The sequence below is a fragment of the Nonomuraea sp. NPDC050202 genome (assembly GCF_040656115.1).
GTDB lineage: Bacteria > Actinomycetota > Actinomycetes > Streptosporangiales > Streptosporangiaceae > Nonomuraea.
Map to the genome: position 1 here is coordinate 1 of NZ_JBFALF010000058.1, position 14,553 is coordinate 14,553.

The following is a 14,553-nucleotide window of genomic DNA, read 5'->3' on the forward strand; positions in this document are numbered from 1 at the left end:
CGGTGATGCCGAGCAGCAGCACGGTGATCAGGAGAGTGATGAATCGGCGCCTCGGCCCGGATGTCGGAGTTGACCACATTCGCAGCGCGCTACCCAGCCGGCCCTGCTCGTATGCGCATGCGCCGATCCGCAGGGTTGGCCTGGTCGTATGGGCCAGCGGCCTGACGGCATCGCGCCGGATGGCAGCGAACAAGGGGACCCGCGTTCGAACCACCGTCAAGCGGAGTCAGCCTCGACGGCAAAACCATCTGACGGGGAACCAGCGAAACCCGGCCCTGACAGCTCTGCGCGTTACTCGTACTCACCTCCGCACATCAATGAGTACGCCGACAGGGATCCTTCCCCGGCGGGCACCGGCCTGGGAGCGTCCGCCGGCTCGCCGGCCGAGCCCCTGCGGGTCGCCGAGCCTGCGACCGCAGATGTCAGAGATCCTGGACGAGTTCGCGGCACTCCACGATCCGTTCGCCGAGCTCGTCAGCGGCGGTCCTGGCCGCGCGCACGCCACAGCAGTCGCTACGGCCCCGATCGGCGCGACCGTTGGCGCAGTCGAACGACCAGCATGGCGGTTGGCCGCAGCAGGATACGCAGACGGGCCTTGGCGCCCGTTCTCACCGAGTCGGCGGACGGGCGCTCCTCCGGCCCAGCGCGGGAATTTTCTTCGTGGATCACCTCGCGGAGCGCCTGTGCCGTGCCAGCGTCTACCCACTCCGGCAGGTGGCCGAGGGCGATGGTGATGGCGTCGCCGGTCTGGCGTGGGGATGGAGGCGCGGAGCAGCGGAACCAAGCCTGGAGCGTTGCAGCCCACGGCTGCGACATGCGGCCGTGCTGCTTGGGCCGTTCAGCGGTCGCGTCCGCCAGGCAGATGAGGCGCTCGGTCATCATGTTGGCGTCAACGGCGCGTAACACCGCATCCCACAGCCGGACGAGCCTGCGGTCGTTGTAACTGCATCTGTGGATGATGGCCAGCAGCTCGAGGATCTTCAGGCGTGTGTCCCAGCGAGGCCCTTCGTCGAGGATGGGAATCCAGCCGTCCGGCCTGGTAAGAGCCAGAGCCTTGGCCGTCGATCAGGCGATCTTGTATCACCGTTCATCAGATGTGTGGCGCGCGATACGTTCAGCGATAGTGTTGTATGTACGTATCCATGCGCCGCGGAGGTCCCCATGTCGCTCCGGCACGCTCTGCTCGCCGTGCTCACCGCGAAACCGATGACCGGCTACGACCTGGTGAAGTACTTCGATGGCAGCGTCGCTTTCCTTTGGAGCGCCCCGCACAGCCAGATTTACCCTGAGCTGCGGCGCATGGAGCGTGCCGGGCTTGTGGACGCCCAGGTCGTCCCACGTGGAGACAAGGCGGAAAAGCGCATCTACTCCATCAGTGAGGCGGGTGTCGAGGAACTACAGACCTGGCTGGGCACCCTGGCCCCCTACCAGGGAGATCGTGACCCGTACCGGTTGCGATCGGCCCACTTCGAGATGGGCACCTACGCGAGCGCGCGCCGCCAGCTGCAGGAGCATCGCAGGCACTACCTGAGAGCACTGCACGAGTGGGAGCACCTGGTCGACGATATCGAAGCCGCTCGCGTCTCCCTGTTGCGCGAACGGCTGGCCAAGCGCCCTGCCGCCGAACACGAGGCGATCATCGCCTTCAGGAGCTTCGCGTTTCGAGGGGAGGCGGCCAAGGCCCGTATGGAGATCGCGTGGGCGGAGGAGGGGCTTGAGCTGCTGGACCGCTTGGAGGAGAAGAAGGTGCCGCTGTGGGGAGAGCAGCCGGACTCGCCCGGCCTCTCCGAGGCATGACGAAGCGGCCGGCCGAGCCGATCCCCGGCGCCGGCGCGCGTCCCACCGTCCCTGAGCCGTGCCAGTGAGCGTCTCGGTCTGCGGCGCGTCGGCGTAACCGGGTCCGCTGCCCGGGGTGGCGCCCCGGGCGCGACCGTACGAGTGGGCCTGCGACCATCGGCACGCCGCTCCGTCCGCCGGTCGCGCGCGATCCTGCGGCCGGCACAGCAGTGCACCGCTCTCTTTCGTGTGAGGCCTTCGTCGATGTAAGCCGGAGTCAGGCCAGAGCACACCCGTGCCCGCTTCGGGCCCCATGGGCGCTGACCTGTTGATACGACCTCGAGATGGTGCCGAACCACTTCCATTTATGTATGAGTTTACGTAAGCTGATGTATAACGAGCTGAGGAGGAGCGGTGTCCGAGGGTGATCGTCGAATTCGGGTGGTGGCACTGGGCGGCACCATCGCCATGGCGGCCCAGGATGGCCGCGCGGGTGTTGCTCCGGCCCTCGACGCGGATGCCCTCGTGCACGCCGTTCCCGGCCTGCAAGGGCTGGCCCGGATCGAGACCGAAAGCTTCGCCCGCCTGCCCGGGGCCCACCTGACCCTGCCCGACCTCCTGCGACTGGCCCACAGAATCAAACAACTGTTCGACGATGGAGTCGAGGGTGTCGTGGTGACCCAGGGCACCGACACCATCGAGGAAAGTGCCATGGCCCTCGACCTGCTGCTGGCCGCCGACCAGCCCGTCGTCGTGACCGGCGCCATGCGCGACCCGGCCCAGCCCGGCGCCGACGGTCCCGCAAACCTGCGCAACGCCGTGCTCGTCGCCGCGAGTGACCGGGCTCGCGGCATGGGCGTGCTGGTCACGATGAACGACGAGATTCACGCCGCCAGGTTCGTCCGCAAGGCCCACGCCAGCCGACCTTCCGCGTTCGCGTCAGCGGGAGCAGGACCCGTGGGCTGGACGGCAGAGGAGCGCGTCAGGATCCCGTTGCGGCTGTCCGGACGCGTCCTCGTCGAACTGCCCCCGGATGCCAAGACGATCGCCCCCGTGGCGTTGGTGACCGCCGCCCTCGGCGACGACGGACGCCTGCTGCGCACACTCCCCGGCCACGGCTACGAGGGGGTAGTCGTGGCCGGGTTCGGTGTGGGACATGTGGCGGAGTGCATGGTGGAAGACCTGACCGCTCTGGCGCGTGACATGCCCGTGGTGCTCGCCTCGCGCACCGGGTCGGGCGAGACGTTCACTGGCACCTATGGCTTCCCCGGCTCGGAACAGGACCTGCTCGCCAGGGGCCTCATTCCCGCTGGCGTGCTCGCCGCCCCACAGGCGCGCGTCCTGCTGGCCCTCGCCATGAGCGCGGGCTGGCGCCGCACCTCCATCGCGGCCGCCTACGACGCCCTTTCGGGATAAGGGAAGGCACGACATGACATACGCCGACCACCGCGCCGACCATCACTCCGGCCCGCAGACCCGCGACAGCTGGCTCGAACCGGACGACCGCGCACAGTTCGATCTGGTCGTCAATGACCAGCCGGTGCACGTCCGAGCGCCTGCCAGATGCACACTGGCCGACGCGCTGAGACAGCAAGGTCTCATAGGCACCCGGCTCGGCTGCGAACAGGGTTCATGCGGCGCCTGCACCGTTCTCCTCGACGGTCAGCCCATCCGATCCTGCCTCACTCTGGCCGTGCAGGCCGAAGGCTGCACGCTGGAGACCGTCGAACAGGCGCCGCCCAGCCGAGAGTTGCACGCGTTGCGGCGCGCCTTCCACCAGCACGGGGCACTGCAGTGCGGATTTTGCACCTCCGGCTTCCTGATGCTGGCCGTCGGGTTGCTGCGCGATGAGCCCGATGCCACTCCTGAGAGAGTGCGCGAGGTTCTGTCCGCCAACCTGTGCCGATGCACCGGGGGGGTCCCCATCCTGCGGGCCGTGCTCGCCGCGCAGCAAGAACTGACCGGAGGGGACAGATGAAACCGCCACCCTTCGCCTACTGTCGGCCGGCCTCCGTCGCGGAGGCGCTGAGCCTGGCCGCGGAGGCGGGTGAGGACGCCAAGTTCATCGCCGGCGGCCAGAGCCTGATGCCGCTGCTTGCCCTGCGCATGTCCCGGCCGAGCCACCTCATCGACATCAACCGCCTGCCCGGCCTCGCCGATCTACGCCAGGGCAGTGACGGGCTGCACGTCGGTGCCCTGGTCCGCCATGCGGCACTGGAACGCTGCGACCGGCTGAGCGGCCCGTGGCGCGCTCTGCGCGAGGCCGCGGCCCTCATCGGCCACTACCCCATCAGGCTGCGCGGCACGTTCGGCGGCAGCACGGCGCACGCCGATCCGTCGGCCGAACTCCCGGTCGTGGCCACCGCCATGAACGCGACCTTCATCGCACGCTCCAGTCAAGGTGATCGCGAGATCCCGGCGTCCGACTTCTTCGCCGGGCCGCTCATGACCGTGCTCGAACCCGCCGAACTGCTGATCGGGGCGCGCTTTCCGGCCCCGGCACCACGCACGCGCAGCGTCTTCGAGGAATTCAGCCCACGTGCCGGGGACTTTGCCTTCGCCTCCACCGCCGTCACCCTGACCACCCATGACGACGGCCGGGTGCGCAGCGCGCGTATCGCGCTCGGAGGAGTGGGCGCGGTGCCCGTACGCGCCGGCGAAGCCGAGAACGTCCTGCAAGGCGAGCATCTCACCGACGGCGCGGTGCGCGAGGCCGCCAGGCGCGCCGCCGCGGGCTGCGACCCCTCGCACGACGCGCACGCCGGCGCCGCCTACCGCAGGGAGCTCATCGCCACGCTCGTCGAACGGGCCCTGGCGCGGCTGAGGGAGGAACCATGACCTACAGCTACATCGGCGCCAGCGTCGAACGAGACGACTCACCGTTCCTCGACGGATCGGCCTGCTACGTCGCCGACGTCGATCGCGAAGGCCAGCTCTACGCCAGGGTGGTACGCAGTCCCGTCGCGCACGCCCGCATCGTGTCCGTCGACGTGGCCGAGGCGCTGGCCCAGCCCGGCGTCATCACCGTGATCACCGCGGCCGACGTGCCCGACGTGCGCATCCCGATCCGCCTGCCGATGGCCGAGACCCCCGACACCCACAAATTCCTGCAGCCACCCCTGGCCCGCGAGGTGGTGCGCTACGTCGGCGAGCCGATCGCGGTCGTCGTGGCCGGCGACCCCTACCTCGCCGAGGACGCAGCCGAGCTGGTCGACCTCGAATTCGACGAACTCGACGTGGTCAACGACGTCGTCTCGGCCGCCTGCGCGGGCACGACGCTGGTGCATCCCGAGACCGGCACCAACCTCGTCGCCACAGTACCCCTGGCCTTCGGCGAGGTCGAGGAGGCGTTCGCCCGCGCCGACATCGTGCTGCGGGACCGGTTGCGGGTGCACCGGCACACCGCCGTCCCCATGGAGACGCGCGGCCTCCTGGCAGAGGTGGACCAGGGCACCGGCGTGCTCACCCTCTGGGGCGCGGCCAAGGTCAAACACTTCACCCGCCAGGCGCTCAGCGGCATGCTCGGCATCGGCCGGGACCGCATCCGCCTGGTCGAGAACCACGTCGGCGGCGGTTTCGGGGTGCGCGGCGAGCCGTACCCCGAGGACTACCTCATCGCCTTCCTCGCGCTACGCCTCGGCCGGCCCGTGAAGTGGATCGAGGACCGCGTGGAGCACTTCGTCGCCACCAACCACGCGCGCGAGCAGGAGCACGACTTCGAGGTGGCCGCCACGGCCGACGGACGGCTGCTGGCCTTCCGCGACCGCGCCTGGTGCGATCAGGGGGCCTACGTCCGCTCGCAGGGCATCCTGCCGGCGCTGCTGCCCGCCTTGCACATGCCGGGGCCGTACCGGTGGCAGGCGTTCTCCGTGGAGACGCACGGCGTGCTCACCCACCGCACACCGGTGGGAACCTACCGCGGTCCCGGCATGACCGAGGCGACCTTCGTCCGCGAGCGCATGCTCGACAGACTCGCCCACGAACTCCGGCTCGACCCCGCCGACCTGCGTCGCCGCAACCTGATCGAGTCCGGGCAACTGCCGTGGAGCTTCAAGCCCACGCCCATCACCTACGAGAGCGGCGACTTCCCCGCCGGCTTCGAGCGCCTCCTCGATCAGGCGGGTTACGCCGATCTGCGGGAGCAGAGGGACGCACGGCGCGCCAGAGGCGAATGCGTGGGCATCGGCTTCGCGGCCTACACCGAGATCGGCGGGATCGGCCCGTTCGAGGAGGCCAGGATCGTGCCGCGCCCGGACGGCGGCTTCGTCGCGCACGTCGGAGTCGGTTCGCTCGGCCAGGGCGTGGAGACCGTGCTCGCCCAGATCGCCGCCGAGAAGCTCGGCGTGCCGATGGAGGCTGTCACCATCGACCACCACGACACCAGCGAGCTGGCGGACGGTTTCGGCGCCTTCGCCAGCCGGGCGACCACCCTGGCCGGCAACGCCCTGGCCCTGGCGGCCGAGGACCTGCGCGGCCGAGCCGCGGCCAAGCTCGGCGTGCCCAGCGCCGATGTCCGGCTGTCCGGGGGGCAGGCCACGGCGCCTTCAGGCGCGTCGGTGCCGCTGGCCGACCTGGGCGAGGGCTGGGGCCGCTTCGACAAACCCCATCCCAGCTTCTCCTTCGGCGCCGCCCTGTCACTCATCGCGATCGACCCCGGCACGGGGCAGGTGCGGGTCCTGCGGCACCTGGTGCTGCACGACGTCGGCCGCGCCATCAACCCGAAACTGCTGCGCCGCCAGCTCGCGGGCGCGGCGGCCCAGGGCATCGGCGCTGCTGTGCTGGAGGAACTGCTCTACGACGAGTACGGCCAGCCACTGTCGACCCTCCTCGCCGACTACCGCATGCCCACCGTCGAGGAACTGCCTGACATCGAGGTCATCATCGAAGAGCGGCCCACCCCGGCCAACCCTCTGGGCGTCAAAGGCGGTGGCGAATCCGGCATGGTCGGCACCCCCGCCGCCATCGCCAACGCCGTGGCCGACGCGCTCGGCGCCGCCGCGGGCGCCCGCCTCTGGCGGCTTCCACTCACCCCTGACCGCGTCCGCGAATTGCTTCGTCCCGCCTGATCTGGGAGGTATCTGTGTACTGCTGGCCCGCCCCCGTCGTCCCGGAGATGACCGAACGGCAGAAGGGGTTCTTCGCCCCGAACCTGAGTCCCGTCGGGCTCGAGCTCATCCCCACCGAGCTGGCCAAGGGGGTTTACGCCCTCATGGCCAACCGGCTGCCCAAGGACAACAACGGCCTGATCATCGGCAGCAAGGCCGCGCTCGTCGTCGACACGGGCATCACGCCGAGCGTGGGCACCTATATCCAGGAGGTGGTCAAAAAGATCACCGACAAGCCCGTCCTCTACGTCGCCAACACGACCTACCACGGTGACCACACCTTCGGCAATGTCGCCTTCCCCGACGACGTGCCCATCATCTCCTCCCGCCTCAACAAGGCGGCGATGACCGACCTGGAGATGGAGAAGAAGCTGCGCGGCGAGAGCATGTACGGCGATCCGGGCATGGAAGAGGTCGTCACCTGGCGGGAGCCGGACATCGTGTTCGACCGTTTCTGCGAGATCGACCTGGGCGGCCGCATGGTGCACCTGTGGCACTTCGGCACCGGCAACGGCTCCGGCGACACGCTCGTTCACGTGCCCGACGCGCGGGTCGTGTGGGCCGGCAACTTCCTGCGGCACGCGGGAATGCCGCCGATGCTGCTGGCCGGTGACCCCATCGGATACACCCGTTCCATCCGGGCCATGAAGGCCACCCTCGAACTCGACCGCTTCGTCCCGGGACACGGCCCGCTCAGCGACGCCGAACCGTCCATCAGCTGGATGCTGGCCTACCTGGAGAACCTTGCCGCCGGCGTCGACCGGTACCGCAGTGAGGGCCTGGACCTCGACAGCATGATGGACACGATCGAGCTCAAGGACCCGCTGACCCTGCCGCCGGAGATCCCGGGCGCGGACCGCTTCCCCGCCCTGATGGACTCCCTGCACCGGCTGAACATCCTGCTGACCTACCGCTACCTCGAAAAGACGGCACCACGATGACTATGCGCATCGACAACAGCTTCACCGTCCCGCTGCCGGTGGACGACGCCTGGAAGACCCTGCTGGACGTGGGCCAGATCGCCGAGTGCATGCCCGGAGCGGTGCTCGACTCGATCGACGGCGACGTGTTCACCGGCCGGGTCAAGGTCAAGGTGGGGCCGGTGAGCCTCACCTACAAGGGCCAGGCGGAGATCACCGGGAAGGACGCGGCCTCCCACGTGGCGGTGCTGGTGGCCCGGGGACGCGACGCCCGTGGCAACGGCACCGCCGGCGCCAACGTCACCATGCAGCTGGCCGGCGACGGCGACCGTACGCGGGTGCAGCTGCTGACCGAGCTCGACGTCACCGGGCGGCCCGCCCAGATGGGGCGCGGCGTGATGACCGAGGTCAGCAACAGGCTCATCGGCCAGTTCGCCGAAGCGCTGGCCGCCAAGCTCGCCGCCGAGCGTGTGGCGCCCGGACCGGGCCCGGCAACGCCTCCGCCCGCGCCTGCCACCGCCCCGTCGGCCCCGTCGGCTCCGGGGACGCCGTCGACGTCGGCGCGTACGGCCACCGGCCAGTCCAGCGGAAGAGCCCCGGCGGACGGCCTGAACGGCGCCCGGCACGCGGCGCCCCGCAGTCAGGGCCGCCCCGCCCAGGAGATCAACATTCTCAGCCTCGCCGGCCGGTCGGCCCTGTCCCGCCTCTGGCAGGCCCTCGTCCGGCTCTGCGGCCGCCTCGTCGGCCGCCGCTGACACCCCTTCACGTCCTCATCAGGAGCATCATGGCCACCGGCACCCGCATCACCGCAGTCGACGCCGACCTGCTGTCCATCCCGCTCGAACGGCCCCTGGTCACCGCCGCCTTCCCGATCCCCGCCATCGACACCGCGCTGGTGCAGGTGCGCACCGGCGACGGCCACACCGGCGTGGCGTGGAGCTTCGCCTTCGGCCAGGGCAAGGTCGCGTCGCTGATCAGGCTCATCACCGACCTCGCCGACCTTGCGGTCGGCTCCGACGCGCTGGCGACCGAACAGCTGTGGGCACGCATGTCCAAGGCGGTGGGCTTCATCGGCAGGCAAGGCCTCGCCGCGCTGGCCATGTCCACCCTCGACACCGCCTGCTGGGACATCAAGGGCCAGGCGGCCGGCCAGCCGGTGCACCGGCTGCTCGGCGGCTTCCGCGACAGCGTCGAGGTGTACGCCAGTCAGGGCCTGTGGCTGGATCGCTCCCGCGACGAACTCGCCAAAGAGGCGCAAAGCCTGGTCGAGCAGGGATTTCGCGCGGTCAAGATGCGCGCCGGGCTGCCCGACGAGAACGAGGACGTGGCCCGCGTCGCCCTGGTCCGCGAGGCCATCGGCCCCGACGTCAAGCTGATGGTCGACGCCAACCAGGCGTGGGACCTGAAGCAGACGCTGCGCATGGCCGCCCGCCTCGCGCCCTTCGACCTGACGTGGCTGGAGGAGCCGATGCCCTACACCCGCGTCGACGCCTACGCCATCGCGCGCCGGACGATGGAGATGCCGCTGTGCACCGGCGAGTCCAACTACCTCAAGGGCGAGTTGATGACGTTGGCTGCACAGGGCGGCGCCGATTACGTCATGCCCGATCTCATGCGGATGGGCGGCATGACGGAGCTGGTCAAGGCGGCCCATCAGTGCGAGAGCTACGAGCTGCCGGTGACGCCGCACCTGTTCATGGAGCACTGCGTGCACCTTGCCGCGGGGCTGCCGAACGTCGTCTGGCAGGAGTACCAGCCCTGGTGGCAGCCCATCATGCAGGAACCCCTTCAGGTAGTGGACGGCCGTGTCGAGGCCGGTGAGCGGCCCGGCTTCGGCATCGTGCTGTCCCAGGAGGCCGTGGAAAGGTACCGCGTCTGATGCTCGAAGCCGATCTGCTCATCTCTGGTGGCACGCTCGTCACCTCACAAGGCCGCCGCACCGCGCACGTGGCCGTGCGCCAAGGGCGCATCCTGACGCTCGACGGCGCCGGCCTGAGAGCGGCGCACACAGTCGACGCCACCGGCCTGCTGCTGCTGCCCGGAGGGGTCGATACGCATGTGCACCTGATGGATCCGGGCAGCACCGACCGGGAAGACTTCCCCAGCGGGACCCGGGCCGCCGCGGCGTCCGGCGTGACGACGATCATCGAGCACTCCCACGGCAGGCCGGTGCGGACCGTGCGGGACTTGGAGGACAAGGCGGCATATCTGCACGGCAGATCCAACGTCGACTTCGCCCTGGCGGCGCACGCCTGGCCGGGCGACACCGGCGCCGTCGCGCCGTTGTGGCAGGCCGGGGCGGCGTTCTTCAAGGTGTTCACCTGTACCACGCATGGGATACCGGGCCACGACGCGGCCACCTTGCGGGCGCACCTGCAGGCCACGGCCGACGCTGGAGCGATCAGCCTGATCCACTGCGAGGATGAGTCGCTGACCGCCGCCGCCGAGTCGGTGCTGCGCGCCGCCGGCCGCGAGGACCCCGGGCTTCTGCCCGAATGGCGCAACCGGGACGCCGAGGTGGTCGCCGCCGCCGTCGCCGCCATGCTCATCCGGCGCACCGGCTCGCGCGCCACGGTGGCGCATGTCAGCCATCCGGAGGTGGCCGCCTACCTCGCGGCCGAACGCGCCCGCGGGGCGCAGGTGTACGCCGAGACGTGCCCCCAATACCTGCTGCTGCGCGAGGACGAGGTGCACGCGCACGGACCGTTCCGCAAGTTCACCCCGCCGGCGCGCGCCCGGCACGACGAGGACGAGGCCGCGCTGTGGCGGCTGCTGCGCGATGGCGGGCTCACCCACGTGTCCTCCGACCACGCGCCCTCCACCCCGGAGCAGAAGACCTCCGGCGGCATCTGGGACGTGCACTTCGGGCTTCCCGGGCTGGACAGCACGATGGCGGTGCTGCTGAGCGCCGCGGCGGGCGGGATGCTCGCCTACGAGGACATCGCCAGGCTGTACAGCGAGGTTCCCGCACGCATCTACGGACTGTGGCCGCGCAAGGGGCGTATCGCCCCGGGCGCGGATGCCGACATCGTGCTGGTCGACCCGGCGGCTCGTTGGCGGCTGCGCAAGGAGGACGTGCTGTCCAAGGCGGGCTGGAGTCCGTATGAGGGCATGGGGATGACCGGGCGTGCCGTCGCCACCTACTTGCGCGGCGAGCTCATCGCCGAGCACGGCAAGCCGGTCGACCGGCGTACGGGGCGGCTGATCGACCGGAGCGTCGCCACGGCAGCAACGGGATCCAGCGCCCAGGCTTGAGACCCGACCGGACGACAGTCGCGATCACGCCGGGCGGGCCGTGGCGCGTCCAGGAATGCGAGTAGGTTGCTGCACGGGGCCTCCTGCAGGCCCGCGCCGATGTTGGGCGTAAGCCGACATGGGTCGCCGCTTGGTGCCCTCCAGTCCTGACAGTCCTGCCGTCGCGACGCCTGCCGGCATGGGGTGGGCAGGCGATGGTCCGTCTCAAGCGTCTCAAGGCCCCGGATAAGATTTCCGCCAGGTCTCGTCGTCCGGGGCTCGGCCCTTCCAGCTTGTACGTCCGGCGCGCGTGCGGTCGTGCTCGTGCCGGAGGCCACGTCCCGCCATGCCTCTGTCGGCACACCCACGGCCATGGACGTGACCTGGCCCCAAGTCCTGCCTGGTTCTCGATTGAACCGCCCCGATGCTCCTATGGTTTGGTGGAGTCTCCCCCAACTCGGGCGATTCAGCAGTACGCCTGCCACAAGCTCGGGAACCCTTCATAGAACCAGACGTAGTCAGCTGCAGTCGTGATCATGTCCCCATGCTGCCCGGGCCGACCGACAAAACGGTCATGCGTAGGGCCACGTGCTCAAATGCCGATCCGGCTCCTCCCACCACGTTCTTAGTCCGGAAAAGCAGCGTCGTCATCGCCTCCGTGGTGGCCGACCTGCTGCGCGCCGCGGGAGACGACGTGCAGCTTGAGCACCGCGACGTGCGGCGCCCGGTCATACGTCGGCCCGCCTGAGATCCGTGCGTGGTTGTGCGGCGCGGCCAGCCACGCCCGGCCCACACCCCGCGAGGAGTGTGCCCTCAGATCCGTCCCCGCCGTCAGGACGATGGCGGCGGAGGCGGCTAATCCCATTCGTGACGGGCTTCGGCGAAGCCCGCAGCTGCTCCGACTGTCAAGTCGCGGCAGCGCCACACAATCCGCGTGGCTGTTCCGCTGCCCCGATCATGCAATCCCGGCACGATAGGCCATTGAGAACCACGCATCCCGTTGCCGCCGTGCCGGTGTCGAAGCGTACGTTCACAACCAGAATCGAGATGGTGATGACATGACCATGACCGCGATCGATGAGCAAGCCGCCGTCCTCGCCCTCACCAAGGCCACCCACGACAAGCCCTGGTTCCACACCACACGCGTCATCGCCGCCGCCGGCAGCGCCCTCGGCGTGCTCGCCGGCACCTTCACCGGCTGCGACGAGGACGACCAGGCGCACGCTGCCGCCATCGCCGCCCGCGTCCGGCGAGAGGACCTCGAGTGGGCGCGCGATCTCATCGCCGCCATGCGCTCCGAAGGCGTCCACCTGGTCACCGTGCTCGATAAGGGCTATCCCGGCAACCTGTACTCCGCCTACGACCGCCAGCCGTTCCTGTGGGTTCGTGGCGGCATCGAGCGCGGCGACTACCGGGCCGTCGCCGTTGTCGGCGAACTCGACGTCGACCACGCCACTGCGGCGGCCCGCAACCTCGCCCACGCCGGACTCACCGTTGTCTCGCCGCTCCGCACGGACCTGGATGCGGCCGTACACGAGGTGGCGATCGCCGTCGGCGGTCGCACCCTGGGGGTTCTCGCCGGTGGCCTCGCAGCGGCGTCGGCATTCGGCGCGCACGCTAGTGTGGCCAAGCAGATAGCCGAACGGGGCGCGGTCGTGTCTCCGTTCTGGCCCGACATCGACCCTACAAACAGAACCGTCGAGCTCGCACGCATCGTGACCTGCGGGCTAGCCGACTGCCTGTACATCGTCGACGGTCACCCCGAGGGCTCGTCCGACGGGCATGCCGCAAGGGCTCTGGCGACCGGCAAGATGGTGCTCGTGCCCCAGCGGCTCCAGCAGGAACAGCCGTGGGCCGCACAGGCGGCCGTGCGGGCAGGCATGACTGTCGTCCAGGACATTGACGACTTGGTCCGCCAGGCGGTCAATCTCGTAGATATGACCCCTCGACTGAACGTCTCCTGACCGTGGGCGGTTACCTTGCTCTTACTGAGCGGTACCGCCGCATTCTTCGGAACGTTCCGGCTGTACGCCCCGGAGTCTGCCGGATCTGCCATTCCGGGCCCAACGAGGACAAGACGAAGGAGGATCGGGGGTACTACCCCGAGTGCCGCGGCTGCAGCCTTGTAGCGGGAGACCTGGGCTGCGACGTAGAGGCCCTCACTAAGATCGTCCCCTTCTCTCTGGCCTTCAAGGGGGAGGATCAGCTGTATACGGCGGTGACCGCCCACATCAGGTCGAATCCGCCCGACGACAGCGTCGACTGGCCGCCCGTCCTCGCTGCCATGATCGACCGTTTTTACCAAGCTCACGTTGCATGCCTGTCCAGACTGGCCGGCGGCGACTTCACTCTGGTGACCACCGTGCCCAAGCCGCGGTTCAATCGACCCGACGCCGAGCCGGAGCATCCTACGCAAGGCATCGCGGCGAACATCCCGAGTGTTCGTCGCCTGTACCACCCGGTGCTCGAGCCTGGCCTGGCGGCCGGGGCCATGAACGAAACGACGGCCCAGAAAGAAGGCTTCACCACCACTGGCCCTCTCCGTGGGCACAGGGTGCTGCTCTTGGACGACCTATGCGTCCGCGGCGGCTATCTGCAGAGCGCGGCACTGGCCCTGTCTCGGCAGGGGGCCACAGCCGTGGTGCCTCTGGTGATCGCGAGACTCATCGACCCAACACACAACGGCGCCAACGCGCGAATCAGAAAGGATGCGTCGGCCGAGGACTTCGACTTCGAACGTTGCTGCTTGTGCTAGTCATTTCTGACACGCGCGGATCCTCTATAGGAAGGGGCAGCTGGCCGAATGTGCCCGAATTGAGCGTCTCCAGCTCGGACCTTGAGCTGGGACGGTCCTCAGCTCGAAGCTGGTGCGTTGGACTTCGGTGCGCGACCCCGCTTCTTCCCGCGCACGCACAGGCTTGTCAAGATCGAACGCTAGCGATGTATGCAGATACTGGGGCAAGCCGGAGTCGCCCTACACCGTACTGATAGGCACGTATAGTCCTCTCGGTGGCCTGCGTCACGAATTGGACCGTTCTGTCATGAGATCGTGACATGATTGGTCGCGCGTAAGACGAGAACGCCCCGGCGACGGTGTGCGGGTCTACTTCGCCGTCCGCACCCGCGAGGCGGAACTCGGCGCGCTCGCCGTCGAGGAGATCCGCCAGGCAGCGCTCGCACGGCGCGGGAGATGACCGACTGCAGGATCTGCCGCGACATGATGGTGGAGAACGCCATCGACTACGTTCCCAGCACCAAGGCCAGCACCCTGTTCTTCGCCACCATGCAGAATCGGCTCTACCGGCACATCACCGGCATGAGCGCCGCCGAGATCAAGAACGCCCGACAAATCTGCCACTGGAAGGGCCGAGAAACAGGCAAGACAGAGCCAGCCAAGAAGGACCGCGACGTCGCGAAGAAACTACCTGACGATCATTGAACTGAACAAGCTGAACCGGCTCGTTGGCCGCCTGTGCCTGAGGGCCGAGGACATTGCCGACGACAACCTCAGCCTGATC

14 protein-coding genes are annotated in these 14,553 nt (G+C 69.1%); 12 read left to right on the forward strand and 2 right to left on the reverse strand.

What is annotated here, in order from left to right; translation table 11 throughout:
* A partial coding sequence (locus AB0I79_RS59025; RefSeq protein WP_357894094.1) for a hypothetical protein occupies positions 1–193 on the reverse strand: 193 nt, incomplete at its 3' end.
* Between the two features lie 968 nt (positions 194–1,161).
* Between AB0I79_RS59025 and AB0I79_RS59030 the strand changes: the two genes are divergently transcribed.
* The 9 genes from AB0I79_RS59030 to AB0I79_RS59070 all read left to right on the forward strand — a co-directional run bounded on the left by AB0I79_RS59030 (position 1,162) and on the right by AB0I79_RS59070 (position 11,056).
* On the forward strand, positions 1,162–1,797 hold the full coding sequence (locus tag AB0I79_RS59030) for a PadR family transcriptional regulator (protein WP_357894097.1): 636 nt from the start codon (positions 1,162–1,164) through the stop codon (positions 1,795–1,797).
* Positions 1,798–2,190: 393 nt separating this feature from the next.
* The gene (locus AB0I79_RS59035; RefSeq protein ID WP_357894100.1) at positions 2,191–3,192 is read left to right on the forward strand and encodes an asparaginase; all 1,002 of its coding nucleotides are present in this window, start codon (positions 2,191–2,193) and stop codon (positions 3,190–3,192) included.
* 13 nt (positions 3,193–3,205) lie between these two features.
* The gene (locus AB0I79_RS59040) at positions 3,206–3,754 is read left to right on the forward strand and encodes a (2Fe-2S)-binding protein (RefSeq protein WP_357894103.1); all 549 of its coding nucleotides are present in this window, start codon (positions 3,206–3,208) and stop codon (positions 3,752–3,754) included.
* Positions 3,751–4,614: a xanthine dehydrogenase family protein subunit M gene (locus AB0I79_RS59045; RefSeq protein ID WP_357894106.1), complete on the forward strand. Its 864-nt coding sequence runs from the start codon at positions 3,751–3,753 to the stop codon at positions 4,612–4,614. Before AB0I79_RS59040 ends, AB0I79_RS59045 begins: the two co-directional genes overlap by 4 nt.
* The gene (locus tag AB0I79_RS59050; protein WP_357894109.1) at positions 4,611–6,842 is read left to right on the forward strand and encodes a xanthine dehydrogenase family protein molybdopterin-binding subunit; all 2,232 of its coding nucleotides are present in this window, start codon (positions 4,611–4,613) and stop codon (positions 6,840–6,842) included. Before AB0I79_RS59045 ends, AB0I79_RS59050 begins: the two co-directional genes overlap by 4 nt.
* 47 nt (positions 6,843–6,889) lie before the next feature.
* Entirely contained in the window at positions 6,890–7,822 is a 933-nt protein-coding gene (locus AB0I79_RS59055; protein ID WP_357894112.1) for an MBL fold metallo-hydrolase, read from the forward strand.
* 2 nt (positions 7,823–7,824) lie between these two features.
* Positions 7,825–8,556: an SRPBCC family protein gene (locus AB0I79_RS59060; protein ID WP_357894115.1), complete on the forward strand. Its 732-nt coding sequence runs from the start codon at positions 7,825–7,827 to the stop codon at positions 8,554–8,556.
* A 29-nt stretch (positions 8,557–8,585) separates the two neighbouring features.
* Entirely contained in the window at positions 8,586–9,680 is a 1,095-nt protein-coding gene (locus AB0I79_RS59065) for a mandelate racemase/muconate lactonizing enzyme family protein (protein WP_357894118.1), read from the forward strand.
* On the forward strand, positions 9,680–11,056 hold the full coding sequence (locus tag AB0I79_RS59070) for a dihydroorotase family protein (RefSeq protein WP_357894121.1): 1,377 nt from the start codon (positions 9,680–9,682) through the stop codon (positions 11,054–11,056). Before AB0I79_RS59065 ends, AB0I79_RS59070 begins: the two co-directional genes overlap by 1 nt.
* A 604-nt stretch (positions 11,057–11,660) precedes the next feature.
* Here the strand turns inward: AB0I79_RS59070 and AB0I79_RS59075 are convergent.
* Positions 11,661–11,900, reverse strand: a complete 240-nt coding sequence (locus AB0I79_RS59075) for a hypothetical protein (protein ID WP_357894124.1) — start codon at positions 11,898–11,900, stop codon at positions 11,661–11,663.
* A gap of 193 nt (positions 11,901–12,093) precedes the next feature.
* Here AB0I79_RS59075 and AB0I79_RS59080 point away from each other — a divergent pair, with 193 nt between their 5' ends.
* From AB0I79_RS59080 to AB0I79_RS59090, 3 genes are all read left to right on the forward strand, one after another.
* Positions 12,094–12,999: a DNA-processing protein DprA gene (locus tag AB0I79_RS59080; protein WP_357894127.1), complete on the forward strand. Its 906-nt coding sequence runs from the start codon at positions 12,094–12,096 to the stop codon at positions 12,997–12,999.
* A gap of 254 nt (positions 13,000–13,253) precedes the next feature.
* Positions 13,254–13,790, forward strand: coding sequence for a hypothetical protein (locus tag AB0I79_RS59085; protein ID WP_357894130.1), 537 nt, complete (start codon positions 13,254–13,256; stop codon positions 13,788–13,790).
* A gap of 435 nt (positions 13,791–14,225) precedes the next feature.
* A complete protein-coding gene (locus tag AB0I79_RS59090) occupies positions 14,226–14,474 on the forward strand; it encodes a hypothetical protein (protein ID WP_357894133.1) in 249 nt (82 codons plus the stop codon).
* Positions 14,475–14,553 lie beyond the last annotated feature (79 nt).

Coding starts and splice junctions, on each gene's coding strand:
- AB0I79_RS59030 (WP_357894097.1), top strand. CDS start 1,162: ATGTCGCTCCGGCACGCTCTGCTCGCCGTGCTCACCGCGAAACCGATG.
- AB0I79_RS59040 (WP_357894103.1), top strand. CDS start 3,206: ATGACATACGCCGACCACCGCGCCGACCATCACTCCGGCCCGCAGACC.
- AB0I79_RS59045 (WP_357894106.1), top strand. CDS start 3,751: ATGAAACCGCCACCCTTCGCCTACTGTCGGCCGGCCTCCGTCGCGGAG.
- AB0I79_RS59050 (WP_357894109.1), top strand. CDS start 4,611: ATGACCTACAGCTACATCGGCGCCAGCGTCGAACGAGACGACTCACCG.
- AB0I79_RS59055 (WP_357894112.1), top strand. CDS start 6,890: ATGACCGAACGGCAGAAGGGGTTCTTCGCCCCGAACCTGAGTCCCGTC.
- AB0I79_RS59060 (WP_357894115.1), top strand. CDS start 7,825: ATGCGCATCGACAACAGCTTCACCGTCCCGCTGCCGGTGGACGACGCC.
- AB0I79_RS59065 (WP_357894118.1), top strand. CDS start 8,586: ATGGCCACCGGCACCCGCATCACCGCAGTCGACGCCGACCTGCTGTCC.
- AB0I79_RS59070 (WP_357894121.1), top strand. CDS start 9,680: ATGCTCGAAGCCGATCTGCTCATCTCTGGTGGCACGCTCGTCACCTCA.
- AB0I79_RS59075 (WP_357894124.1), bottom strand. CDS start 11,900: ATGGGATTAGCCGCCTCCGCCGCCATCGTCCTGACGGCGGGGACGGAT.
- AB0I79_RS59080 (WP_357894127.1), top strand. CDS start 12,094: ATGACCATGACCGCGATCGATGAGCAAGCCGCCGTCCTCGCCCTCACC.
- AB0I79_RS59090 (WP_357894133.1), top strand. CDS start 14,226: ATGACCGACTGCAGGATCTGCCGCGACATGATGGTGGAGAACGCCATC.